The sequence below is a fragment of the Sediminibacillus sp. JSM 1682029 genome (assembly GCF_041366435.1).
Lineage (GTDB): Bacteria > Bacillota > Bacilli > Bacillales > Amphibacillaceae > Sediminibacillus > Sediminibacillus terrae.
Genome location: NZ_JBEWYY010000001.1, coordinates 44,139 through 66,702, shown reverse-complemented (window position 1 = coordinate 66,702; position 22,564 = coordinate 44,139). Strand labels below are relative to the sequence as shown.

Genomic DNA, 22,564 nt, shown 5'->3' with positions numbered 1-22,564 from the left:
ATTGGAGGATAACAATGGATTTATTAAATCGTGCCAGAAAAATCAATTCAATGTTACAAAAAACTACAGGAAAGTCAGTCAATTTCAATGAGATGTCTGCCACGCTAAGAGATATCATTACGGCAAACATTTTTGTCGTCAGCCGCAGAGGGAAACTATTAGGGTTCGCTATCAATCAGCAAATTGAGAATGAAAGAATGAAATCAATGTTGGAAGAAAGACAATTTCCGAAAGAATATACCGACAGCCTGTTCAATATTCAGGAAACCACTTCAAATATTGATATAGACAGCCCTTATACTGCTTTTCCGGTAGAAAACAAAGAATTGTTCCAGAAGGGTCTTACGACAATTGTACCGATTATCGGAGGCGGCGAGCGGTTAGGTACATTGATTCTAAGCAGGCTGACCCAAAGTTTTAGCGAGGATGACCTTTTGTTGGCTGAGTATGGAGCAACTGTCGTCGGGATGGAAATCCTCCATGAAAAAACAGAAGAAATCGAAATGGAAGCCAGAAGCAAAGCGGTTGTTCAAATGGCGATTAGTTCGCTGTCTTACAGCGAACTTGAAGCGATCGAGCATATTTTTGAGGAGCTTGATGGAAATGAAGGCTTGCTGGTGGCTAGTAAAATAGCCGACAGAGTAGGCATCACCCGTTCTGTCATCGTCAATGCATTAAGGAAACTGGAAAGTGCTGGAGTGATCGAATCTCGTTCCCTTGGTATGAAAGGTACCTATATTAAAGTTTTGAACAATAAATTCCTTGTAGAGTTAGAAAAAATTAGATCCAATTGATTGGGTTCATTTGAAAAAACTTCTTGTCATTTCGACAAGAAGTTTTTTTGTGATGACTTTTTTGTTCACGGGCGCGGCCGTTTCAGTAAGTATAGCATTTCATGCTCCTGGTAAAGACTATAAACCTGATTGAAAACAGTGTTAAAACGATGATAGCCCCCCCGATATCCGATAACCTTGGCTGTATCCCCCTAGTATTCATAGCACGAAGACAGCGATCACTTCAAAAAACCATTTGAAAATGAATAAACCGACATGAACTGTATCATCAATCCCGATCTTAAATGGGAAGTTTTTTGCCGGGTGCAAATATGTGCTCTAATGAATTCCTGTGTCTAATTACCCAGGTCCATAGGAGGGCAGGTACAGGGAGAATGTGTCCGATTTTGGAATTCTTTTTCTTTTTTGCCAACCATATTTTCATTTGTGCAAGAATGTGCAATAATAAAAGCAAAGGAAAAAAGACATGGTTCGACACATACGTATAGGAGGGAGTTTGGGTATTATAGGATGGGAAATGAGACTAAAGTATTAGAAGTAGGCGATTTTTTACAGACCTAAAGTCAGATTATCAGTAAATTGCATAGACACAGAATTAGAATTAAATTACAATATTCGATATTGAAAGCCAAATTATGACGGTTTCTGAGAAAAATAAAAACAGTACGAGTAAAGTCAAATTGAATATAGGGGGAAGAGAAAGTGTCTTTCTTTGGGAATACCATTAGCAATTTAGAGAAATCATTGGATTATGCCTCTTTAAAGAACCAAACCATTTCAAACAATATTGCTAACGCAGACACACCGGGTTATAAAGCGCAACAAGTCGCATTCAAAGATGTTTTGAACAATGAAATGAGCAGCGGCTTCCAAACTAAACGCACTGATACGAGACATATCGACTTCGGTTCTGATACTGCACAGCAATCCTTCCGTATCGTTTCCAATACCAACACTACATACAACCATAACGGAAACAATGTTGACATTGACAAGGAAATGACAGAGCTGGCTAAAAACCAAATCTATTATCAAGGATTGGTAGATCGATTGAATGGAAAATTTTCAAGCCTGCAAACAGTCATAAAAGGAGGAAGATAATAAATGAGCATTTTCAATGCACTTAATACTAGTGCAAGTGCGCTCACAGCTCAGAGACTGAGAATGGACACTGTTTCCTCCAATATTGCCAATGCTGATACTACACGGGCGACAGTGAACGAAAATGGGGAATATGAACCTTATCGAAGGAAACTGGTTTCACTGGAAGCAAAATCACCCAGCTTTCAATCTTTTCTTCAAAAAGCTTCTGGGAATTCATCCAATCCTGGCCAAGGCGTGCGGGTAAGTGAAATATCGGAAGATGAAGAGCCGTTCAAACTTGTTTATAACCCTAATCATCCAGATGCGGACCAAAATGGTTATGTACAACTACCGAACGTTGATCCGCTTGAAGAAATGGTCGATTTGATGAGTGCCACAAGATCTTATGAAGCAAACGTCACTTCTGTAAATGCGACAAAGAGCATGCTCCTTAAAGCATTGGAAATAGGAAAATAATGATAAACCGGAAATGGGGGATACCTTTTGGTTACAATCAATAACGTAGGGAATTTACAATCGCCGTCTGCCGTTTCTTTACGACAGGAGAATGGAAAGCTGTCCACTCCGGGAGAAGCGCAAGGGCAATTTGCAAGCAGCTTGAAAAATGCTATCGATACATTGAACAATTATCAGGTTGAATCGGATAAGAAGACACAGGCACTAGCCAATGGAGAAATCGATGACCTACATGATGTCATGATTACAGCGCAAAAGGCAAGCATCACACTGAATACTGCTGTCGAGATGCAGCGAAAAGCAATTGATGCTTACAATGAAGTGATGAGGATGCAGGTGTAAATAAATAGGCAAATAGAGTATACCGTCCTTTTCCTTATTGGCGGCTCCAGGTAAGGAAAAGTGCGTTTTTTTTGGGGGAAGAGAATGAAACAGAAAATTGACATCTATAAAGAAAAATTGACGAAATTCTGGAGTTCCAAATCTTCCAGACAAAAAGGAGTCATGATCGGTTCTTTCCTGTTGGTTCTTTTTTTGATTATCGGGGGGACATTGCTTGCAAGCAAAAGCAACATGGTTCCTCTTTATAACAATTTGTCTTTGGAGGAAGTGGGACAAATAAAAACAGAACTGGACGCAAAAGGGATCCAGTACGAACTTCAGGATGCAGGTAAAACGATTTTGGTTCCTGAACAGGACGCTGATACACTATTGGTCGATCTTGCTGCCCAAGGATTGCCGAACAGCGGAAATGTTGATTATTCGTTCTTCAGTGACAACACTTCATGGGGGATGACGGATAATGAGTTTGATGTGATTCAGTTGGATGCGATGCAGACGGAAATCGCCAATCTCATAAAAGGTATCGATGGTATTCAGGATGCCAATGTGATGATCAACAAACCGGAAGAAGCGGTTTTTGTCAGTGACCAGACGCTGGAAGCTTCAGCATCGATCGTTCTGAACACACAGCCGGGATATCAGTTGGAACCAAGCCAAATCAAGTCTTTATATCATTTGGTTTCCAAGACGGTTCCGAACCTTCCTACAGATAATATCGTCATCATGAATCAAAATTTTGAGTATTTCGACTTGAATGACACAGCTACTGCAGGAAATACGGACACCTATACGTATCAACAAAATGTGAAACAGGATATCGAACGGGATATTCAACGTCGGGTGCAGCAAATGATCGGCATGATAGTCGGAAACAACAAGGTAATTGCTTCCGTTACTGCTGACATTGATTTCACTCAGGAAAACAGGGTAGAAGAATTGGTGACACCTGTTGATGAAGAGAATATGGAAGGCTTGCCGGTAAGCGTGGAGACCATCAAAGAAACTTACACAGGAGGCACACCGGAAGGCGGTGTCGCAGGAACCGGTGAAGAGGAAGTCGTCAATTATCCAGCCGGTGAGGAAGGGCAGGACGGCGATTACGAAATGGTCAAGGAATCGATTAACAATGAGTTCAATCGAATAAAGAAAGAAATAGTCGAAAGTCCTTATAAAGTTAGAGACCTTGGAATACAAGTGGCAGTGGATAACACGAAATCGGTCGACGAAGAATCAGGAGAAGTAGAATATCTATCGGCTGCTGAAGAAGCGACGGTGGAAGATGGGATTTCATCTATCCTTGATTCAATCATCACTACTTCGATTGACGAAGAATATGGCGAGGTGAATCCGGAAGAAAAAGTATCGATTGTAATGCAGGAATTCAATGGAAGTCAGGGTTCGTCCGCCCAGCCGCAAGCAGCCATACCTGCTTGGATGTACATCGTCGGCGGAGTTTTGGTTGTTATCATTCTCGCATTGATTTGGATGCTTTGGAGAAGAAGAAATACGGAAGAAGAGGAAGAGTACGAATATACAGAAGAATCCTATGTTCCTCAACCCGTCGCCATTCCGGATATTGAAGAAAGCCCGGAAACGGAAGCAGGGGTCCGTACCAAACAACTGGAGAAACTTGCGAAAGACAAACCGGAAGAATTTGCGAAACTGCTTCGCAGTTGGATTGCGGAAGATTAGGGGGCAACCTTTATGGCAAGATACAAAGAATTGACAGGGAAACAGAAGGCCGCGATATTATTGATTTCACTCGGACCCGATGTTTCTGCGCAAGTATATAAACACTTGACCGAAGAGGAAATCGAAAAATTGACGTTGGAAATTTCTTCAGTGAAAAAGGTTGAAGCGGAACAGAAAGAGCAAATTCTTGATCAGTTTCATCAAATAGCATTGGCGCAAGACTATATTTCCCAAGGGGGAATCGGTTACGCTAAAACGGTTTTGGAAAAGGCGTTGGGCCAGTCGGAAGCAGATAGTATCATCAATCGGCTCACGTCTTCCCTGCAGGTGAAGCCGTTTGACTTTGCCCGTAAAGCTGAACCGTCACAGGTGTTGAATTTCATCCAAAATGAACATCCCCAGACAATCGCGCTGGTATTGTCTTATTTGGATCCAGAGCAGGCGAGCCAGATCCTGTCTGAGCTTCCGCAGGAAATGCAGGCTGACATAGCAAAGCGGATTGCGGTCATGGATTCTACTTCGCCCGAGATCATTACGGAAGTGGAACAAATTTTAGAGCGGAAACTGTCGGCGACTGTGACGCAGGATTATACACAGACAGGTGGAATCCAGGCAGTGGTAGAAGTGCTGAACGGTGTAGACCGGAGCACCGAGCGGACCATTCTGGATGCTTTGGAAATTCAAGACCCTGAACTCGCAGAGGAAATCAAAAAGCGGATGTTCGTCTTCGAAGATATTGTTACATTGGACAACCGTGCGATTCAGCGGGTGATCAGAGAAGTAGAGAATGATGACTTGCGCTTGTCCTTGAAAGTGGCAAGTGAAGAAGTCAAAAACATTGTATTCAACAACATGTCGACCCGAATGGCAGATACCTTCAGAGAAGAAATGGAATTTATGGGACCAGTTAGATTGCGGGATGTGGAAGAATCTCAATCTCGTATTGTTTCGGTCATCCGCCGATTGGAAGAACTAGGTGAAATTGTGATAGCCCGTGGCGGAGGGGATGATGTGATTGTCTAACAACCATCCGATACATCCCGACAGCAGGAGGAAGATAATCGGGATTAAACCCGTTGTTGCACAAGAAAAAGTCGAGCTTCAAAATTCAAAGACAGGGCTTGAACAAACGGAATCAGAATTGAAGCAGGCCAAAGAAGCCTTGAAAAAAGCAAGGGAAGAAGCAGAATTCTTAACAAAAGAAACAGAGCGACAGATTGCGAATGAAAGAAGCAAGTGGGAATCCGAAAAAAAGCAGTTATATGAAGAAGTGAAACAGGCAGCGTATGAAGCTGGGTTTGAATCTGGGCGTTCGGATGCTCGAAAAGAATATGAGGAATTTGTTGACAAAGCACGCGAGCTGGTCGATCTCGCTCAGCAAGATTACCAGACGATCCTCAATCAAAGTGAAGATGCAGTCTTGACCTTGAGCATGAAGGCCGCTTCTAAAATTGTCCATCAAGAATTGGAAACCACGGATGCATTTTTGGGAATTGTCAAACAGGTGCTGAAGGAAGCCAAGCAACAGGAAAATATTGCGATGTATATTCATCCCGAAGACTACCAACTTGTGATCAGTCAGCAGGACGAATTGCGAAATATAGTGGTCGGAGAAGCGCAACTCCAGTTTTATCCTGACATAGAGCTGACAAGAGGAAGCTGTATCATCGAAACGACATTTGGAAGAATTGATGCAAGTGTTGATACGCGGTTGATTGAACTGAGGGAAAAATTATTTGAAGCGTTAAGGGAGAACTCAGATGAAGATTGACAAATACCTTGATGTGATCGAACGGTTCGATAGTTATAAGCGCTATGGAAAAATCCACCGTGTGATTGGTCTGATGATTGAATCCCAAGGACCAGAAGCAAGCATTGGCGATGTTTGCTACATTCATGCCAGCACACACCAGGATGAAACAATTCTGGCAGAAGTTGTCGGTTTCCATAACGAGAAAGTTTTACTCATGCCTTATTCACAGCTGAAAAACATAGGACCTGGTTGCATGGTCGAAGCAACTGGTCAGCCTTTATCCATAAAAGTAGGAAGAGGATTGATCGGCAAGGTGGTCGATTCTTTGGGAAATCCTCTGGATAAATCACAAATGCCGAGAGGGTTGGCTTCTTATCCTTCTGAACAGTCACCGCCCAATCCTATGTTGCGTCCGCCGATTGACGAACCTATCCAAGTAGGGGTGAAAGCGATCGATACCATGCTTTCAGTAGGAAAGGGACAAAGGGTAGGAATATTTGCTGGAAGCGGTGTTGGAAAAAGTACGCTCTTGGGAATGATTGCGAGAAACAGCGGAGCAGATATCAATGTGATTGCGTTGATCGGCGAGCGTGGAAGAGAAGTCCGGGAGTTTATCGAAAATGATCTTGGCGAAGAGGGTCTGCGTAAGTCAATCGTCGTGGTGGCGACTTCTGACCAGCCGGCATTGATGAGGATAAAGGGAGCATATACAGCAACGGCCATCAGTGAGTATTTTCGTGATCAAGGATACAATGTCAACCTGATGATGGATTCCGTGACCAGGGTGGCGATGGCTCAGCGTGAAGTTGGGCTTGCGACAGGAGAGCCGCCGACGACAAAAGGATATACGCCTTCCGTGTTTGCAATATTGCCAAAATTGCTGGAAAGGGCAGGCACTAGTGAGCTAGGTACCATCACTGCTTTTTACACGGTGCTGGTGGATGGCGATGACATGAATGAGCCTATTGCCGATACGGTCCGGGGGATACTGGACGGCCACTTCATACTTGATCGCAAACTTGCCGAACAAGGCCGGTTTCCGGCAATAAATGTTTTAAAGTCAGTAAGCCGGGTTATGCCGCAAGTAATATCACCTGAACAATACCAAGTTGCCGCTAAGATCAGGTCTTTGCTCGCTACCTATGAAGAGAATCACGAATTGATTCAGATAGGGGCCTATAAACGTGGTACGAACAAGGAGATAGATGAGGCGATTCAGTTTCAGCCGAAACTGGTTCAATATTTGAAGCAGGGAACGGACGAAAAATTCTCCAGTAAAGAAGCATTTTTGCAAGCTTCTAATCTAGTAGCAGGTGGTAAGGTGTAATGGCAGATGCAAAAACATTTGAAAAATTATTGGATTTAAGAGATAGGGAAAAGCAAACGGCTCAAAAAGACTACAAGTTATCAGTTGAACACTTTGAAGACGTCGCCTCGGAAATGTATTTGCTTTTGAAGAAGAAAGAAGATGCGGAAGTGGCATATCAGCGTGAAATCGGTGAAACTCCCGCATCTGTGGGGAATTTGACTTTCCATTCTGAATATATAGCAAAATTGAAGACGAAAATCTCCAGTATGCAGACGGCAGTCGGCAATGCCCGAAGGGATATGGAAGCAAAGCAGGATAAACTTACTGCTGCATATGTCGAAACAAAGAAATTTGAGCGGATGATTGAACGGAAGAAAGAAAAACAGCAGGCAATCATCAAAGCTGAAGAATCAAAGCAGATGGACGAAATATCCACTGTACAGTTTAACAAGAACAGGGATTGGTGAGTTATGGCTAGTACATCCGAGTATGAAAAAAAGAAACCAGGAATCCTTCAATGGTTGTTATTTATATTAATTCCTTTGATCTTGGCAGCGACAATCGCAACGATCATTATGATTGCTGCCGGGATTGATGTCGCTGGATTTGCCAAAAAGTATGCAAATCAAGTGCCAGGTGTTTCTTCGTTGGTTTCTGAAGAGGAAAAAGAAAGCGGAGAAAGCGGAGATGTAGAGCAAAAACGATTGACTGCTGCTATCGAAAGCAAGGATGAACAAATCGAGCAATTGGAATCGGAATTGGAAGCAAGAGAAGCGGATGTGGAAGATTTGAACGAACAAATCAACACGCTCAACCAACAGCTGGAAACAAAGGAAGAAGGAACCGAGGAAACTGCTTCCGACCCCATAAATGATATTTCGACCTCTTTTCAAAACATGGAGGCAGAAAGAGCCGCGGGAATACTGGCTAATTTAGAGGATGATACAGCGTTGGCGGTCATGGAACAAATGTCCAAAAAGACCTTGGGTGAAATCCTTGGCGAAATGGATGCAGATGAAGCTGCCAGACTGACAAATGCATACGCAGCTGGGGAAGCGCAATAACACTGAAAGGAGGTGAAACAGTGAATAGTATCGGAATGTTAACCGTCCAGTCGAACGTACCACTGACCCAACCATCTACTTCGGAAGATAATACCAGCATGTTAGGGCTGAGTACCGCTTTCAAAGACTTGATGCTGCAAAATTCGGAAGGTCAGAAAGATGAAAGTGAAAGTCAGGACAGTATGCTCGCCGGAATTCTTTCTGCATTGAGCTCCCTGGGTATCGAGCTAACGGAGGAAGACATAAAAGAATTGGATGCTTTGTCTCCACAAGTACAAGAAGTGATTTCTGAAATGCTCCATAACGAAACCACGATGCAACAGCTTAGTGAAGACTACCCGGAACTCGGAAATACCGAGTTGATCGCCGTTCTTGCGCAAAGCGTCAAGAGTGCAATCGAGAAGGCGAATCCGGCTGAAGGAACACCGGCATCAAGTAAAACCATCGTAGCTTCACCAACGACTTCTGAACAAGCGGTCGCCATGCTTCAAAATCAACAGGCTGTTTTGGTTAACCCAGTAGCAACGAAAGTGGATCAAGATAGCAGGCAAGGTTTTCAGTTGATTTGGGAGCAAGCAAAGGTGATTCTCGGCAAAATAGAAGCGGGCAACCCTACTAAAGAGCAGGAAACGGCCCTAAAGCAATTACTTCAGCAGTGGGTGAATCAGGAAAAAACGGCTGGAAAAACAACCATGCCACTTACTTTTAACCAGGATAGCAATCTTAAAGGGGAAGCGAAATTGCAAAACGTTTGGCAACAGCTTGTAACAACTTTTCGCAGCCGGGAAAACCTTTCTGCGCAAAACCGTTATCCAGGCAATTCTTCTGTAACTGCAGCAGATATTGGCAAATGGGTTAAACAGGCCTTGGCTAGACAGTCGGAAGATGGGTCGACAAATCAGGCAACTTTTTCACAGCAACATGCCAACAGCATGCCGGTTTCTAAACTCGAACAGTATGTAGTCCACCTAAACCAAACAGGGAGTCAGGAAGCTAATCAAAAACAAATGACAGAAACATTGCAAAAAGCAATACAAGAAAGCAATTTCTTGAAAAGCAATGGCACCAAAGAGCTTTCCATCAAGTTGCGTCCTGCTCAGTTGGGGGATGTAATGGTGAAGATGACCCAGCTCAATGGGGAAATGACCGTCAAAATAACAGTGACGAGCCAAGCAGCCAAGGACATGCTTGAAGGAAATCTTCATCAGCTCAAGCATATGTTCTCCCCGCAGCAAGTAGTTGTCGAGAAACAGGATGCTCAATTGTTGCAACAAGATAATCGGAACAATGGGCAGCAGAGCAACAGCAACATGGATCAGTCAGAACAAGAAAACGGCTACCCGCAGGATGAATCCAGGGAGTCTTCAGAAGAAGACTCGGAAGGTAAAAGCTTCTCTGATTTTCTGATGAATGAGAAAGTGTAGGTGACAAAAGTGACGAAAATAGATAATTCCTTTTATTTGAGCCAGCAGCCGCGTGGCACGACTAGTTCAAATTTAGGAAAAGACGAATTTTTAAAAATTTTGATGGCCCAGCTGCAAAACCAGGACCCGCTGAATCCAATGGAAGACAAGGAATTCGTATCTCAAATGGCCAGTTTTTCCTCCCTGGAACAAATGACGAACATGTCTAGTTCCATGGATCGATTAGTTGATTCACAAACCATTTCTCCGGTTCTTCAATATAGCCATTTAATCGGCAAAGAAGTTTCTTATAACCGGTATGATGAAGAGACAGGCCAAGTAATCGAAACACCGACAAGCGAGGTGACCGCAGTCAGCCAGTCAGACGGAAAAGCCATATTGGAATTGAGCAACGGTGAAAAGATATATGCGGATTCGGTATTAAAGGTGAGCAGCCCATCATCTGACTAAAGGATGATAAACATGGAGCACCGAATACAATCTTTACAACACCCAATAACCTTATTACCCAACTCAACGAAAACCAAAACATCTAAACAACAAACAAATTTTAAAGATGCATTGTTAAATGTACAAGGTTTAAAGGTTAGCAAACATGCAAAGCAACGTATGAACGAACGAAATATTGCAATCGACAGTGAGCTATGGCAAAAAATCACGGCAAAAGTAGGAGAAGCGAAACAAAAGGGAATAACAGATTCCTTGGTATTGACTGATCACGCAGCCTTGTTGGTAAGCACGAAAAACAATACCGTCGTGACAGCCATGGATCGCTCGGAAGCCGGCAGCAGAATATTCACCAATATTAATGGAACCATTGTTATGGATGATTAGGCTGGACCCGAAAGGGAGGCCGAAATTTGCTGAGTGAATGAGGCAAATGGAATAAAAAATACTGAAAAAGGATGTTGTGCTAAATGTTACGTTCAATGTATGCAGGAATTTCAGGAATGAACGGTTTTCAAACCAAATTAGATGTTATCGGAAACAATATCGCCAACGTAAACACTTCCGGTTATAAAAAAGGCCGGGTTACTTTTCAAGATATGATGAGCCAGTCTCTATCAGGAGCAGAAGGCCCCGTGATGCAAGGAGGGAATGCTATCCGTGGAGGTGTGAATCCTTCTCAGGTAGGCTTGGGTTCTCAGGTAGGTTCGATTGACAACATACATACCGTAGGGAACCGTCAGACAACCAACCGTGCATTAGACCTTGCTTTGGAAGGAGACGGCATGTTCGTTTTAGGAGAAGATGCCAATGCGGATGGAAACTTCACCTTTGGCGGAAACGAAATGACCTTTACCAGAGCAGGAAATTTCTATTTAGATGACGATGGTTATATCGTCAACCCGGATGGTAAATATCTGCTGGGAGAAGTAGAAGGCGGCGGATTAGGGAAAATCCAGATTCCGGAGGATGCTGAAAGCTTCAGCATACAGGGAACTGGAGAAGTGACTTATGTGGATCCGGACGACGGAGCCACAACAGCCGGCACGATCCGACTTGCTAAATTTTCGAATCCAGGGGGCTTGCAAAAGCTGGGAGCTAATACTTATCAGCTGACTGCAAACGCAGGTGTCTACACGGATGATGGCAACTTTGACAGCATCGATGATTTGGTCATTCCTGGACAAGATGGCGGGGCGTCCGTTGTTTCTGGTGCCTTGGAAATGTCCAATGTCGACTTGGCAGAAGAGTTTACGGAGATGATTACAGCACAAAGAGGATTCCAGGCAAATACCAGGATCATCACCACTTCGGATGAAATCCTGCAGGAACTGGTCAACCTGAAACGTTAATTAAAAGGGGGAACGGGGGCGTGAACAGCCCCCTTCAAATAAATGATCAAGCTCACTCGATTAAATGGTGATAAATTCAGTTTAAATGCAGTTTATATTGAGCAGATACAATCTTTTCCTGATACGACCATCAGTCTTGTAACAGGAAAAAAACTAGTTGTAAGAGAAACGGAGAATGAAGTTAATATGTTGATTCAAAAGTATTATCAAACTATTGGTTTGCAGGGCTGTGTCAAAGAAGCCGGTGATGTTGATGAGCGGTAAAATGATTAAAACGCTGATCATCGTCCTGCTGGTGCTGGTTATCGGCGGAGCGGCCGGCATGGTATTTGTATTGAATGCAGACGGAGAGGAAAAAGAACCGGATGAACAGTCGTTGGATGAAATGGTTGAAAACTCTGTTCAGACAGAAGAAATGAGCACCGATTTGGAAGACGGCAGCTTTGTCCGCATTCAATTCCAAATTGTCACAGACAGTGAAAAGGCCAAAGAAGAAGTAGAAAAACGCCAATTTCAAGCACAGAATATCCTGATAAAAGAGTTGGCGAAAATGGACCGGGAAGCATTTAAAACCGGTTTATCCGATCTCGAAGCAATGATGAAGGATAAGTTAAATGAAGTAATGCAAGAGGGAAATATCGTCGATGTTTACACCATCAAAAAAGTTTTACAATAAGGTAGAAAGTCTCCTGATAGGAGGTGGCGGATATGGCGCAGGAAGTACTTTCCCAAAACGAAATAGATGACCTTCTATCTGCTCTGTCTTCAGGAGAGATGGATGCGAGCACCTTACAGCAAGAAGAACAAGAAAGAAAAGTTAGAGTATATGATTTCAAAAGAGCACTGCGTTTTTCAAAGGATCAAATAAGAAGCCTTTCAAGAATTCATGAAAATTTCGCCAGACTGTTGACTACTTATTTTTCTGCTCAGCTGCGGACATACGTGCAAATCTCGGTGGCTTCTGTCGACCAGATACCTTACGAAGAGTTTATTCGTTCGATTCCGAAAATGACCATTTTGAATATATACAGTATGGCTCCATTGCAAGGAAGAATCATTTTTGAATTCAATCCGAATATCGCTTATGCCATGCTTGATCGATTATTGGGCGGAAAAGGCAACAGCGTGAATAAAGTGGAAAACTTGACTGAGATTGAAACCACGTTAATGTCACAGTTATTCGAGAAGGCCTTGGAAAATTTACAGGAGGCGTGGAGTTCAGTCATTGATATAGATCCCATGTTTGAAGAATTTGAAGTGAATCCCCAATTTCTTCAGCTTGTGTCCCCCAATGAAACCGTGGTGGTTGTTTCCTTGAACACCACCATTGGAGAAAGCAGTGGGATGATCAACATCTGTATTCCTCATGTCGTTTTGGAACCGATCATTTCCAAGTTGTCTGTCCATTATTGGATGCAGACGAATACAAAGGAAAGCGATCCAAAAGAGTATGAGGATTTGGCTCATACAATCAGCAGGGCAGAAGTGGACGTCAAAGCAATACTGGGAGATTCGACAATCAGTGTGAGTGATTTACTCAACTTGAAAAAAGACGATGTCATTCAGCTCGATCAGGCGATCGACCAGCCGATGACGCTTAAAGTGGATGAACAACCGAAGTTTTATATACAGCCTGGTAAACAAAAAAATAAGATGGCTGTCCAAGTCTTAGAAGAAATACAAGGGGGGAACGACAATGATGAATGATGATATGCTGTCCCAAGAAGAGATCGACGCTCTTTTGCAGAGCACGGATGACGAGGAACCGGAACAAGGAACAAAAGGAAATACAGTTCAAAATCCCCCGGTGGACGATTATTTAAATTCAATCGAGCAAGATGCTTTAGGAGAAATTGGGAATATTTCTTTTGGCAGTTCTGCAACGACCCTTTCCACTTTGTTGAACCAGAAGGTGGACATCACAACGCCGACGATTTCTGTCATTCACAAGGAAAATCTGCAGGATGAATTTCCGCAGCCTTATGTGGGAGTGGAAGTGGAGTACACAGAAGGCTTTTCGGGAGTGAACTTATTTGTCATACAATCAAGAGATGCTGCGATCATAGCTGATCTTATGCTGGGTGGCGACGGACAAGCTCCTTCTGAGGAATTGAACGACATCCATCTAAGCGCTGTACAGGAAGCGATGAATCAAATGATGGGTACTGCAGCGACCAGTATGTCGACCGTGTTCACCAAAAGAGTCGATATCTCACCACCGGCGATCAGCATGCTGGATGTGGAATCGGACCAAGGAACGAAACCGATTGACTCAGAAGATATTCTTGTAAAGGTTTCTTTTCAATTACAAATCGGCGATTTAATAGATTCAAATATTATGCAGCTCCTGCCTGTCAATTTTGCAAAAGATCTAGTTGATCAATTGTTGAATCCTGCCGAGGAAAACAATCAGGAAACAAAACAGGAACAAGCTGCATCCAAGCCGGAAAATGCACAGCAGCCATCGGCAGCGAAAGCGGAAAGTGAACCAAGGGCCGAGTACAATGCAGCACCTGGCGTTCAGAACCAGCAGCCGAAACATATCGGAGGCAAAGTATCCAGCAAAGCAGCCGATGTCCAGCAGGCCGAATTCTCCAATTTTGAGCAAGCGGAATTACCTGCCAAGGAGCAGCGCAACCTGGATATACTCATGGATATCCCGCTAAAAGTAACAGTGGAGTTAGGACGGACAAAACGTTCTGTACAGGAAATTTTGGAACTTTCGTCTGGATCGATTATCGAGCTGGACAAGCTTGCTGGCGAACCAGTCGACATCAATGTGAACGAAAAGTTGATTGCTAAAGGTGAGGTAGTAGTCATTGATGAAAACTTTGGCGTAAGGGTTACGGATATCGTGAGCCCGAGGGATCGTATAAAAAAATTGAACTAGAATTCGAGAGGGGTAGTTTAAATGGGTAAGAGAGTATTAATAGTAGATGATGCAGCTTTCATGCGGATGATGATCAAGGACATTTTGAGTAAAAACGGCTTTGAAGTAGTAGGGGAAGCGCCCGACGGTGCCCAAGCAGTCGAAAAATACAAGGAACTGACACCAGACCTTGTTACAATGGACATCACCATGCCTGAGATGGATGGTATTGCCGCGTTGAAGGAAATCAAACAAATCAATTCAGATGCTAAAGTCATCATGTGTTCCGCCATGGGACAGCAGGCGATGGTTATCGATGCGATCCAGGCAGGCGCGAAAGACTTTATTGTCAAACCATTTCAGGCGGACCGTGTAATAGAGGCAATTCAAAAAGTATTAGACTGAAAACAAGTGGTGAAAAATGTTGAAAAATTTTTTTGTGCTGGCATTTGTCTTTCTTTCCCTCTGGTTTGTTCCGGCTTCGTTTTCGGCGGCTCCCAGTGTAAAGGACTGCGTGGGAACGCAGAGTGATGAGTGCGAGTCAGACACAGGAACGACAAACGAAGAAGGCAATGAAAATGAAGGGAACCAAGATGGTCAAATAGAGCCGGCAGAGGAGTCTTCTTCCGGATTATTCTATTACTTCATTCGGTTAGTACTGGCGCTTGGGCTGGTCTTGGCGTTGATTTACTTTCTGCTGAAATTTTTAAACCGTAAAAATAAAATGTTCCAAAAAGTCAGGGCATTGGAGAATATTGGCGGTATCGCTCTGGGACCGCAGAAATCGCTGCAAATTGTCCGAATAGGGGAGAAACTTTTCGTGATTGGCGTCGGAGACAACGTGGAAATGTTGTCTGAAATAACCGATGAAGCCACGAAGGAAAATCTGATGAGGACGGATGGCGGGGGTAGTGATTTCAACCCAGTCACTTTCCTGACTTCCGTGGTGGGAAGTAAAAAAAAATCAGCAGTCGATAACGAAAGAGAAGAGCAGCAACAATTCTCTTCTTTATTCCAGACGGAGCTGGATAAACTCAAACAAGGCAGAAAAAGGTTGATTGACCGCCGACAGAATAAGGGTGAAGATAGCGATGAATGAATTTATAGATGTATTTTCCGGTTCAGACCCTGGCAATATATCGACCTCTGTCCGATTGATTTTGCTGCTGACCGTCTTTTCATTGGCACCGAGTATATTGATTTTGATGACATGTTTCACGAGAATCATCATCGTTCTGTCGTTTGTCAGAACTTCTCTGGCTACACAGCAGATGCCACCCAATCAAGTGCTAATCGGGCTAGCCCTGTTTTTGACATTTTTTATCATGGCGCCGACATTTCAAGAGATTAACGAGGAAGCTTTGTCTCCATTGATGAATGAAGAGATTACATTGGATGAAGCGTATGAAAATGCCAGTATGCCAATCAAAGAATTCATGGCCGGTCATACGCGACAGAAGGATTTGGCTTTGTTTATGAATTATGCTCAAATGGATCAGCCGGAAACCGTTGAGGAGATCCCGCTTACAACATTGGTGCCTGCATTTGCCATCAGTGAATTGAAAACCGCATTCCAGATGGGATTTATGATATTCGTTCCTTTTCTTGTAATCGATATGGCTGTAGCAAGTGTTTTAATGTCCATGGGTATGATGATGCTTCCACCGGTAATGATTTCTTTGCCATTTAAAATTCTGCTATTCGTCTTGGTGGATGGCTGGTACTTGATCACCCATTCTTTATTGAGCGGATTTTAACTAGGGAAAGGAGAATGATTTTATGAGCGGTGATTTTGTCATCTCCCTGGCACAGCAAGGGATATACACGATATTGATGGTAACCGGTCCATTGCTGCTTTTGGCACTGGTAGTCGGGCTTTTGGTCAGTATCTTTCAAGCAACTACTCAAATTCAAGAGCAAACACTGGCTTTTATCCCGAAAATTGTGGCGGTCCTTGTAGGACTGGTGTTTTTCGGACCCTGGATGCTGACAAGGATGGTAGAATTTGCAGCAAATATTTTCCAGAACCTGAACCAGTTCGTAGGTTGAAATAGATGTTGGATCTAATTAACTTATCCAGTGTTCCGGCTTTTTTATTGATACTAGTCAGGGTAACCTCTTTTTTTGTGACTGTTCCTATTTTTTCCTATAAAAATATTCCGGCCCATTTCAAAATAGGGAGCAGTTTCTTTTTGGCTTGGATTATGTATTATACGATATCCATACCCGATATAGCATTGGATGAAACTTTTATCTTATTAGTTTTTAAGGAAGCACTTGTCGGTTTGCTGCTTGGGTTGATGGCTTATCTTATTCTTGCGGCACTTCAAATTGCCGGTGGCTTTATCGATTTTCAGATGGGTTTCGCCATCGCGAATGTGATCGATCCGCAGACAGGGGCACAGAGTCCGTTGATCGGACAGTACTTTTATACGATTGCTTTATTGTTTCTGCTGGCTGTTAACGGTCACCATTTGTTGATAGACGGCATCTTTTACAGTTATCAAACGGTTCCGTTAGATGCTTTCATCCCTTGGGGAAACGAAGCTATTGCAGAGCTGGTTACCCAAACATTCAGCAAGATGTTCCTGATCGCTTTTCAAATGGCGATCCCAGTGGTCGGTTGTTTATTCCTGGTCGATGTTGCTCTTGGAATAATCGCCCGTACGGTTCCCCAACTCAATGTTTTTGTAGTGGGGCTTCCCTTGAAAATTCTTGTCAGTTTTATTGTCCTTTTACCTTTTCTTGGTCTGTATGTAGGATTGGTGAAAAACTTGTTTGAAACGATGCTTCAGACCATGCAAAGTCTGTTACAGCTATTCGGAGGTGCTTGAACTGGAATTAAAGCTGGATTTGCAATTTTTTGCTGGAGAAAAGACAGAAAAAGCAACCCCGAAAAAGCGTCAGGATTCAAGAAAAAAAGGACAGGTTGCTAAGAGTCAGGATGTAAACACAGCAATTTTATTGTTTTTCGTCTTTCTTCTTTTTATAGTCCTGGGCGGCTTTTTGAAAAATATTATGATGGAAATATATGAACATTCGTTTACGGAATATATCAACTGGGAGGTAACCGAAACAACCACCCACAAAGTTTTCTTGGAAACGACCATAGAAATGAGCAAAGCAATGGCCCCTGTTATGGGAATTGCTATTGTTGCTGGCCTTGCCTCCAATTTTATGCAAATAGGATTTTTATTCACTGGCGAGCCGCTTAAGCCGAAACTGAGTAAGATCAACCCGATCCAAGGTGCAAAAAAAATTTTTTCGGCACGTGCTTTGGTGGAATTAGTCAAATCTTTATTGAAAATCGTTTTTATCGGAGCGATCACTTTCGCTGTAATATGGATGCGGAAAGATGAGATGATGCAGCTTGCTGGAAAGGATGTGGACAGCTCGCTGGCGTTTTTCGGGAATACCACCGTAACTATGGGAATAGCAGCTTCGATTGCACTTTTGCTTATTGCAGTACTGGACTATGCTTATCAAAAATACGATTTTGAAAAAAGTATCCGCATGTCCAAGAATGACATAAAAGATGAACACAAGAATATTGAAGGAAATCCTTTAATCAAATCAAAAATAAAAGAAAAACAGCGGCAAATGGCCATGAGGAGAATGATGAGCGAGATACCTCAGGCGGATGTGGTCATCACCAATCCGACTCACTATGCTGTCGCGATAAAATATGATGAAACAAAAGCAGACGCTCCCTATGTCGTGGCAAAAGGGGTAGACTATGTCGCTTTTCGTATAAGGGAAATAGCTAAGGCAAACGATGTTATGTTGGTGGAAAACCGGCCATTGGCCCGTGGATTATATAAAGAAATCGAAATTGGCGACATCATCAGTGAAGAATTTTTCCAGTCTGTAGCTGAAGTGCTGGCTTATGTATATAAAATGGGACACAATGCCTCAAGTAAGTGATTTAAGGAGAGAGTTACATGGCAATCAGAGATTTATCGGTTTTATTAGGTGTCATTTTAATTATTATTATGTTGGTCATCCCTTTGCCAGGATGGCTATTAAGTATTTTCATATTATGCAATATATCCTTAGCGCTTATTGTCATATTGGTGTCCATGAATACGACAGAGGCATTGCAATTTTCAATCTTCCCGTCACTCTTGCTGCTGATGACTCTGTTCCGGCTAGGACTGAATGTATCGACAACCCGTTCCATCCTTTCTAAAGCGGATGCCGGGGGAGTCGTAGAAACGTTCGGCACGTTTGTAATTGGGGATAATCCATTAGTAGGTTTTGTAGTTTTCGCCATATTGGTGATTATCCAGTTTCTTGTCATCACGAAAGGAGCAGAGCGGGTTTCCGAAGTTGCTGCAAGGTTTACCCTCGATGCGATGCCTGGTAAACAGATGAGCATCGATGCCGACTTGAATGCGGGCATGATATCGGAGCAGCAGGCCAAGGAGCGTCGAGAAAAAATTGAGAACGAAGCGGATTTTTACGGCGCGATGGATGGTGCAAGTAAGTTCGTCAAAGGGGACGCGATTGCGGGAATCATCATTGTCTTGATCAATATTATATTCGGTCTGATCATAGGTATGGTCCAGATGGATATGAGCTTTCAAGAAGCAATCAGCACCTATATGCAGTTGACAGTAGGGGATGGCCTGGTGAGTCAAATACCGGCACTGCTTATTGCCACTGCTACCGGAATCGTGGTAACCCGAGTCGCTTCGGACGGGAACCTGGGAACAGATGTCACCACACAGCTTTTTCGGTATCCAAAATTGTTGTACATAGCAGCCGGCACCATTTTCTTCCTTGGTTTGACTCCGATCAATTTTTTGCTGACGACAATGATTGCCGGCATCCTCGTTTTTGGAGCGTACTGGCTTTCCAAGGAGTTGGAGCAGCCGGATTTGCCGACGGTCGAAGAAGAAGAGGAAGCGGACACCGATCATATGAAGTCTCCCGAAAATGTTGTCCAGCTGTTAAGTATGGACCCAATCGAGTTTGAGTTTGGTTATGCGTTGATTCCTCTAGCAGATACCAGTCAGGGAGGAGACTTACTTGACCGGGTGGTGATGATCCGGCGTCAGTTGGCAATTGAACTGGGTGTGGTCATTCCGGTAGTCAGAATCAGGGATAACATCCAACTTAACCCTAATGAGTACCGTTTGAAGGTGAAAGGGAATGAAGTGGCTACAGGCGAATTATTGCTGGATCATTATTTGGCAATGAGTCCAGGTATCGATGATGATACAATAGAAGGAATAGATACACAGGAACCTGCTTTTGGACTGCCGGCAAAATGGATAAGCGAAGAATTGAAAGACGAAGCAGAACTCTCAGGTTACACGGTTGTCGATCCGCCTTCGGTTGTTTCTACCCATATCACCGAGGTGATCAAGCAGCACGCGCATCTATTGCTTGGCAGGCAAGAAACAAAACAGCTTATCGACCACTTGAAGGAAAGTTATCCGATTTTGGTCGAGGAAGTGACACCAGAACCATTGTCTACTGGAGATATCCAAAAAGTTTTGGCTAAGCTGTTGCGTGAGAATGTTTCAATTAGAAATCTGCCGATTATTTTTGAAACACTTGCTGATTTTGGCAAGATGACTACTGATACCGAGTTGTTGGCTGAATATGCAAGACAGTCTCTTGCCTCTCAAATAACCAGTCAGTATGTCGATGAGAGTGGTATGCTTCGGGTGATTACCATTTCAAACGATGTAGAACAGGTATTGGCGGAGAATGTGCAGCAAACGGAACATGGCAGCTATTTATCATTAGATCCGGATACACAGCAGGTGATAATCCGATCTGTGACCGAACAGGTGGAACAGGCATCGCTTCGGGAAGAAACACCGATAATTTTATGTGCTCCTTCCATCAGGATGTATCTAAAGCAATTGCTCGATCGTTACTTTCCGCAGGTTATTGTGCTTTCTTATAATGAATTGGAACCAAACCTTGAAGTACAAAGCATAGGGGTGGTGAATGTCGCATGAAGGTGAAAAAGTTTACAGCACCGACAATGCCGGAAGTTATGCAGAAAGTCCGTAAAGAGCTGGGGGCCGATGCGGTCATCCTGCATTCGAAGGCGATCCATACTGGCGGGTTTTTGGGTTTGTTTAAAAAAAGGAACATAGAAGTGGTTGCCGCATTGGACAAGGAGCCGGAAAGACACAAACAAACGGATCAGCAAGCAATAAAACCGGCGGCCTCTATAAAAGAGGTGAAAGGGAAGGAATCTGATCGCGTCAAAGCAGATCAGGGCTTATTACAGGAATTGAGAGACTTGAAGAGCTTGATTGAATTGAACAGCAATACGGGAAGCTTGCCTCAATACCCTGCCGCTTACCGGTTGTTTTATGAACACTTGCTCAAACAGGATATGGAAGAAAAAACAGCTGAAAATTTGGTTTCGAGTATGTATGAGCGGAATCCAGAAGCTGGCAGGGATTCTTTTGTGGAGCTTTTGGCAGAAGAATTGGAAAGCAAATTTCAGCAAGATGCATTTGAGGGGATTTCCTACGACAAAAAATTTGTTCATTTTGTAGGACCTACCGGTGTAGGGAAAACCACCACCATTGCCAAAGTCGCAGCAAATAGTGTATTGAAAGATAACAAAAAGGTTGCCTTCATTACGACAGATACCTATCGAATTGCAGCGATCGATCAGCTGAAAACGTACTCGAGGATTTTGGATGTACCGATTGAAATAGCTTACAACCTTGATGATTATCGCTCGGCAAGAGAAAAATTCAAAGATTTTGACTTGGTGCTGGTAGATACGGCGGGCAGGAATTTCAGAGATGAAAAGTACGTAAATGAATTAGCGGAAATCATCGACTTGAACCATGATATCGATACATATCTGGTTTTATCCCTCGCTGCCAAAAGCGATGATTTGATGGAGATTTACCGGCAATTTGAAAAAGTGCCGATCAAACAATTGATTTTTACAAAGAAAGACGAAACAGCGAGTTATGGAGCGATGGCCGGCTTGACTTTGACTTCCGGCAAAGGGATCGCCTATCTCACCACCGGTCAGGATGTTCCGGATGATATCGAGTCGGTCGATGTCAAAAAACTTGCGAAGTTGATAGTTGGCGGGTTTGCCGATGTATGATCAGGCTGCTAATTTACGAAGAAAAGTAGAGGCATCGAGGAATCCAAAACAGGCAAAAACAATCGCTATCGTCAGCGGAAAAGGTGGAGTGGGTAAGTCCAACTTTGCTTTGAATTTCTGTTTGTCCCTATCCAAGAAACAAAAAAGTGTATTGTTGTTTGATCTGGACATCGGCATGGGGAATATCGATGTTCTGTTAGGAAAAACCAGCAAGCTTTCCATTGTCGATATGTTTGAAGGAAGATTGCCGATTGACGACGTCATTGAACGTATATCCGACTCTTTTGCCTATATTTCTGCTGGTTCGGGACTGATGAACATTTTTTCCATGAACGATGACCAGTTTGATTATTTTATCAGTCAATATGAAATGCTGACAGGTTTGTTCGATTTTATTGTATTCGACATGGGGGCGGGCATAACGGAAGGAAGCGCCAATTTTTTGATGGCGGCAGATGAAGCGATTGTCGTAACCACTCCTGAACCGACTTCCCTTACAGATGCTTACGCGATGATCAAACATATCACAAGGGAAGACCCGGTATTGCCGTTGTTTTTACTGATCAACCGAATTCCGAATCAGCGTGTCGGCAAACAAACTGCAGCCCGGCTTCAGCGTGTTGCTGGTCAGTTTTTAGGAAAAGAATTAGCCGTCCTCGGGATGCTGCCTGAAGATAAAGCGGTGGTCCAGGCAGTCATCAGTCAGACTCCCTTTGTAGAAAAAAGCCCAAAAACCGCTGCAGCCAAGGCTGTACGGGAGATGGCGGATTTATTTCTTGATGGTGATTTGCCGGGTGGCAGGCGAACGTCTTCTTCCTTTATCAAAAAGCTTACACATTTCATCAAAGAGAGGTAGTTA

The 22,564-nt window shown here is 43.4% G+C and carries 27 protein-coding genes; all 27 read left to right on the top strand.

Annotated features, from left to right (window positions below; all coding sequences use genetic code 11):
* Positions 1-14: 14 nt before the first annotated feature.
* The 27 genes from codY to ABVF09_RS00210 all read left to right on the top strand — a co-directional run bounded on the left by codY (position 15) and on the right by ABVF09_RS00210 (position 22,561).
* Positions 15-794 carry a GTP-sensing pleiotropic transcriptional regulator CodY gene (codY, locus tag ABVF09_RS00340; RefSeq protein ID WP_026570370.1) on the top strand — a complete coding sequence of 260 codons (780 nt, stop codon included), beginning with the start codon at positions 15-17 and terminating at the stop codon, positions 792-794.
* Between the two features lie 702 nt (positions 795-1,496).
* A complete protein-coding gene (gene flgB, locus ABVF09_RS00335) occupies positions 1,497-1,895 on the top strand; it encodes a flagellar basal body rod protein FlgB (RefSeq protein WP_153462554.1) in 399 nt (132 codons plus the stop codon).
* A 3-nt stretch (positions 1,896-1,898) separates the two neighbouring features.
* Positions 1,899-2,354 (top strand): flagellar basal body rod protein FlgC, encoded by a 456-nt coding sequence (gene flgC / locus ABVF09_RS00330; protein WP_026570368.1) that lies wholly within the window; start codon positions 1,899-1,901, stop codon positions 2,352-2,354.
* A gap of 99 nt (positions 2,355-2,453) precedes the next feature.
* Entirely contained in the window at positions 2,454-2,696 is a 243-nt protein-coding gene (gene fliE, locus ABVF09_RS00325; RefSeq protein ID WP_268744590.1) for a flagellar hook-basal body complex protein FliE, read from the top strand.
* An 84-nt stretch (positions 2,697-2,780) separates the two neighbouring features.
* On the top strand, positions 2,781-4,388 hold the full coding sequence (fliF, locus tag ABVF09_RS00320; protein WP_026771363.1) for a flagellar basal-body MS-ring/collar protein FliF: 1,608 nt from the start codon (positions 2,781-2,783) through the stop codon (positions 4,386-4,388).
* Positions 4,389-4,400: 12 nt separating this feature from the next.
* A complete protein-coding gene (fliG, locus tag ABVF09_RS00315) occupies positions 4,401-5,411 on the top strand; it encodes a flagellar motor switch protein FliG (RefSeq protein WP_371068400.1) in 1,011 nt (336 codons plus the stop codon).
* Positions 5,404-6,159 carry a flagellar assembly protein FliH gene (fliH, locus tag ABVF09_RS00310; RefSeq protein WP_371068399.1) on the top strand — a complete coding sequence of 252 codons (756 nt, stop codon included), beginning with the start codon at positions 5,404-5,406 and terminating at the stop codon, positions 6,157-6,159. The genes fliG and fliH overlap by 8 nt, the downstream gene beginning before the upstream one ends.
* A complete protein-coding gene (fliI, locus tag ABVF09_RS00305) occupies positions 6,149-7,468 on the top strand; it encodes a flagellar protein export ATPase FliI (RefSeq protein ID WP_026570364.1) in 1,320 nt (439 codons plus the stop codon). The genes fliH and fliI overlap by 11 nt, the downstream gene beginning before the upstream one ends.
* Positions 7,468-7,917, top strand: coding sequence for a flagellar export protein FliJ (gene fliJ / locus ABVF09_RS00300; protein WP_026570363.1), 450 nt, complete (start codon positions 7,468-7,470; stop codon positions 7,915-7,917). Before fliI ends, fliJ begins: the two co-directional genes overlap by 1 nt.
* Positions 7,918-7,920: 3 nt before the next feature.
* Positions 7,921-8,514 carry a MotE family protein gene (locus ABVF09_RS00295; RefSeq protein WP_153462562.1) on the top strand — a complete coding sequence of 198 codons (594 nt, stop codon included), beginning with the start codon at positions 7,921-7,923 and terminating at the stop codon, positions 8,512-8,514.
* Between the two features lie 20 nt (positions 8,515-8,534).
* Entirely contained in the window at positions 8,535-9,938 is a 1,404-nt protein-coding gene (locus ABVF09_RS00290) for a flagellar hook-length control protein FliK (RefSeq protein ID WP_153462564.1), read from the top strand.
* The gene (flgD, locus tag ABVF09_RS00285; protein ID WP_371068398.1) at positions 9,939-10,388 is read left to right on the top strand and encodes a flagellar hook assembly protein FlgD; all 450 of its coding nucleotides are present in this window, start codon (positions 9,939-9,941) and stop codon (positions 10,386-10,388) included.
* 12 nt (positions 10,389-10,400) lie between these two features.
* The gene (locus ABVF09_RS00280) at positions 10,401-10,772 is read left to right on the top strand and encodes a TIGR02530 family flagellar biosynthesis protein (protein ID WP_026570359.1); all 372 of its coding nucleotides are present in this window, start codon (positions 10,401-10,403) and stop codon (positions 10,770-10,772) included.
* A gap of 83 nt (positions 10,773-10,855) precedes the next feature.
* Positions 10,856-11,737, top strand: a complete 882-nt coding sequence (gene flgG / locus ABVF09_RS00275; protein ID WP_026771358.1) for a flagellar basal body rod protein FlgG — start codon at positions 10,856-10,858, stop codon at positions 11,735-11,737.
* A gap of 42 nt (positions 11,738-11,779) precedes the next feature.
* Positions 11,780-12,001, top strand: coding sequence for a flagellar FlbD family protein (locus tag ABVF09_RS00270; RefSeq protein ID WP_026570357.1), 222 nt, complete (start codon positions 11,780-11,782; stop codon positions 11,999-12,001).
* Positions 11,991-12,413, top strand: a complete 423-nt coding sequence (gene fliL / locus ABVF09_RS00265) for a flagellar basal body-associated protein FliL (protein WP_237648614.1) — start codon at positions 11,991-11,993, stop codon at positions 12,411-12,413. The genes ABVF09_RS00270 and fliL overlap by 11 nt, the downstream gene beginning before the upstream one ends.
* A gap of 32 nt (positions 12,414-12,445) precedes the next feature.
* On the top strand, positions 12,446-13,444 hold the full coding sequence (gene fliM / locus ABVF09_RS00260) for a flagellar motor switch protein FliM (RefSeq protein ID WP_026570356.1): 999 nt from the start codon (positions 12,446-12,448) through the stop codon (positions 13,442-13,444).
* Positions 13,434-14,627 (top strand): flagellar motor switch phosphatase FliY, encoded by a 1,194-nt coding sequence (gene fliY, locus ABVF09_RS00255; protein ID WP_026570355.1) that lies wholly within the window; start codon positions 13,434-13,436, stop codon positions 14,625-14,627. Before fliM ends, fliY begins: the two co-directional genes overlap by 11 nt.
* 21 nt (positions 14,628-14,648) lie before the next feature.
* Positions 14,649-15,011 carry a response regulator gene (locus ABVF09_RS00250; protein WP_026570354.1) on the top strand — a complete coding sequence of 121 codons (363 nt, stop codon included), beginning with the start codon at positions 14,649-14,651 and terminating at the stop codon, positions 15,009-15,011.
* 16 nt (positions 15,012-15,027) lie between these two features.
* A complete protein-coding gene (fliO, locus tag ABVF09_RS00245) occupies positions 15,028-15,705 on the top strand; it encodes a flagellar biosynthetic protein FliO (RefSeq protein ID WP_371068397.1) in 678 nt (225 codons plus the stop codon).
* Positions 15,698-16,363 carry a flagellar type III secretion system pore protein FliP gene (gene fliP, locus ABVF09_RS00240; protein ID WP_026570353.1) on the top strand — a complete coding sequence of 222 codons (666 nt, stop codon included), beginning with the start codon at positions 15,698-15,700 and terminating at the stop codon, positions 16,361-16,363. The genes fliO and fliP overlap by 8 nt, the downstream gene beginning before the upstream one ends.
* Positions 16,364-16,385: 22 nt before the next feature.
* Entirely contained in the window at positions 16,386-16,655 is a 270-nt protein-coding gene (fliQ, locus tag ABVF09_RS00235) for a flagellar biosynthesis protein FliQ (RefSeq protein WP_026570352.1), read from the top strand.
* Positions 16,656-16,660: 5 nt separating this feature from the next.
* Positions 16,661-17,440 carry a flagellar biosynthetic protein FliR gene (gene fliR / locus ABVF09_RS00230; RefSeq protein WP_026570351.1) on the top strand — a complete coding sequence of 260 codons (780 nt, stop codon included), beginning with the start codon at positions 16,661-16,663 and terminating at the stop codon, positions 17,438-17,440.
* A 1-nt stretch (position 17,441) separates the two neighbouring features.
* Positions 17,442-18,530, top strand: a complete 1,089-nt coding sequence (flhB, locus tag ABVF09_RS00225) for a flagellar biosynthesis protein FlhB (protein ID WP_035426819.1) — start codon at positions 17,442-17,444, stop codon at positions 18,528-18,530.
* A 17-nt stretch (positions 18,531-18,547) separates the two neighbouring features.
* On the top strand, positions 18,548-20,581 hold the full coding sequence (gene flhA, locus ABVF09_RS00220) for a flagellar biosynthesis protein FlhA (protein ID WP_153462568.1): 2,034 nt from the start codon (positions 18,548-18,550) through the stop codon (positions 20,579-20,581).
* Positions 20,578-21,705 carry a flagellar biosynthesis GTPase FlhF gene (flhF, locus tag ABVF09_RS00215; RefSeq protein WP_153462570.1) on the top strand — a complete coding sequence of 376 codons (1,128 nt, stop codon included), beginning with the start codon at positions 20,578-20,580 and terminating at the stop codon, positions 21,703-21,705. The genes flhA and flhF overlap by 4 nt, the downstream gene beginning before the upstream one ends.
* Positions 21,698-22,561: a MinD/ParA family protein gene (locus tag ABVF09_RS00210; RefSeq protein WP_026570347.1), complete on the top strand. Its 864-nt coding sequence runs from the start codon at positions 21,698-21,700 to the stop codon at positions 22,559-22,561. Before flhF ends, ABVF09_RS00210 begins: the two co-directional genes overlap by 8 nt.
* Positions 22,562-22,564: the final 3 nt, after the last annotated feature.

Coding starts and splice junctions, on each gene's coding strand:
- codY (WP_026570370.1), top strand. CDS start 15: ATGGATTTATTAAATCGTGCCAGAAAAATCAATTCAATGTTACAAAAA.
- flgC (WP_026570368.1), top strand. CDS start 1,899: ATGAGCATTTTCAATGCACTTAATACTAGTGCAAGTGCGCTCACAGCT.
- fliF (WP_026771363.1), top strand. CDS start 2,781: ATGAAACAGAAAATTGACATCTATAAAGAAAAATTGACGAAATTCTGG.
- fliG (WP_371068400.1), top strand. CDS start 4,401: ATGGCAAGATACAAAGAATTGACAGGGAAACAGAAGGCCGCGATATTA.
- fliI (WP_026570364.1), top strand. CDS start 6,149: ATGAAGATTGACAAATACCTTGATGTGATCGAACGGTTCGATAGTTAT.
- fliJ (WP_026570363.1), top strand. CDS start 7,468: ATGGCAGATGCAAAAACATTTGAAAAATTATTGGATTTAAGAGATAGG.
- ABVF09_RS00295 (WP_153462562.1), top strand. CDS start 7,921: ATGGCTAGTACATCCGAGTATGAAAAAAAGAAACCAGGAATCCTTCAA.
- ABVF09_RS00280 (WP_026570359.1), top strand. CDS start 10,401: ATGGAGCACCGAATACAATCTTTACAACACCCAATAACCTTATTACCC.
- flgG (WP_026771358.1), top strand. CDS start 10,856: ATGTTACGTTCAATGTATGCAGGAATTTCAGGAATGAACGGTTTTCAA.
- ABVF09_RS00270 (WP_026570357.1), top strand. CDS start 11,780: ATGATCAAGCTCACTCGATTAAATGGTGATAAATTCAGTTTAAATGCA.
- fliL (WP_237648614.1), top strand. CDS start 11,991: ATGAGCGGTAAAATGATTAAAACGCTGATCATCGTCCTGCTGGTGCTG.
- fliM (WP_026570356.1), top strand. CDS start 12,446: ATGGCGCAGGAAGTACTTTCCCAAAACGAAATAGATGACCTTCTATCT.
- fliY (WP_026570355.1), top strand. CDS start 13,434: ATGATGAATGATGATATGCTGTCCCAAGAAGAGATCGACGCTCTTTTG.
- ABVF09_RS00250 (WP_026570354.1), top strand. CDS start 14,649: ATGGGTAAGAGAGTATTAATAGTAGATGATGCAGCTTTCATGCGGATG.
- fliO (WP_371068397.1), top strand. CDS start 15,028: ATGTTGAAAAATTTTTTTGTGCTGGCATTTGTCTTTCTTTCCCTCTGG.
- fliP (WP_026570353.1), top strand. CDS start 15,698: ATGAATGAATTTATAGATGTATTTTCCGGTTCAGACCCTGGCAATATA.
- fliQ (WP_026570352.1), top strand. CDS start 16,386: ATGAGCGGTGATTTTGTCATCTCCCTGGCACAGCAAGGGATATACACG.
- fliR (WP_026570351.1), top strand. CDS start 16,661: ATGTTGGATCTAATTAACTTATCCAGTGTTCCGGCTTTTTTATTGATA.
- flhA (WP_153462568.1), top strand. CDS start 18,548: ATGGCAATCAGAGATTTATCGGTTTTATTAGGTGTCATTTTAATTATT.
- flhF (WP_153462570.1), top strand. CDS start 20,578: ATGAAGGTGAAAAAGTTTACAGCACCGACAATGCCGGAAGTTATGCAG.
- ABVF09_RS00210 (WP_026570347.1), top strand. CDS start 21,698: ATGTATGATCAGGCTGCTAATTTACGAAGAAAAGTAGAGGCATCGAGG.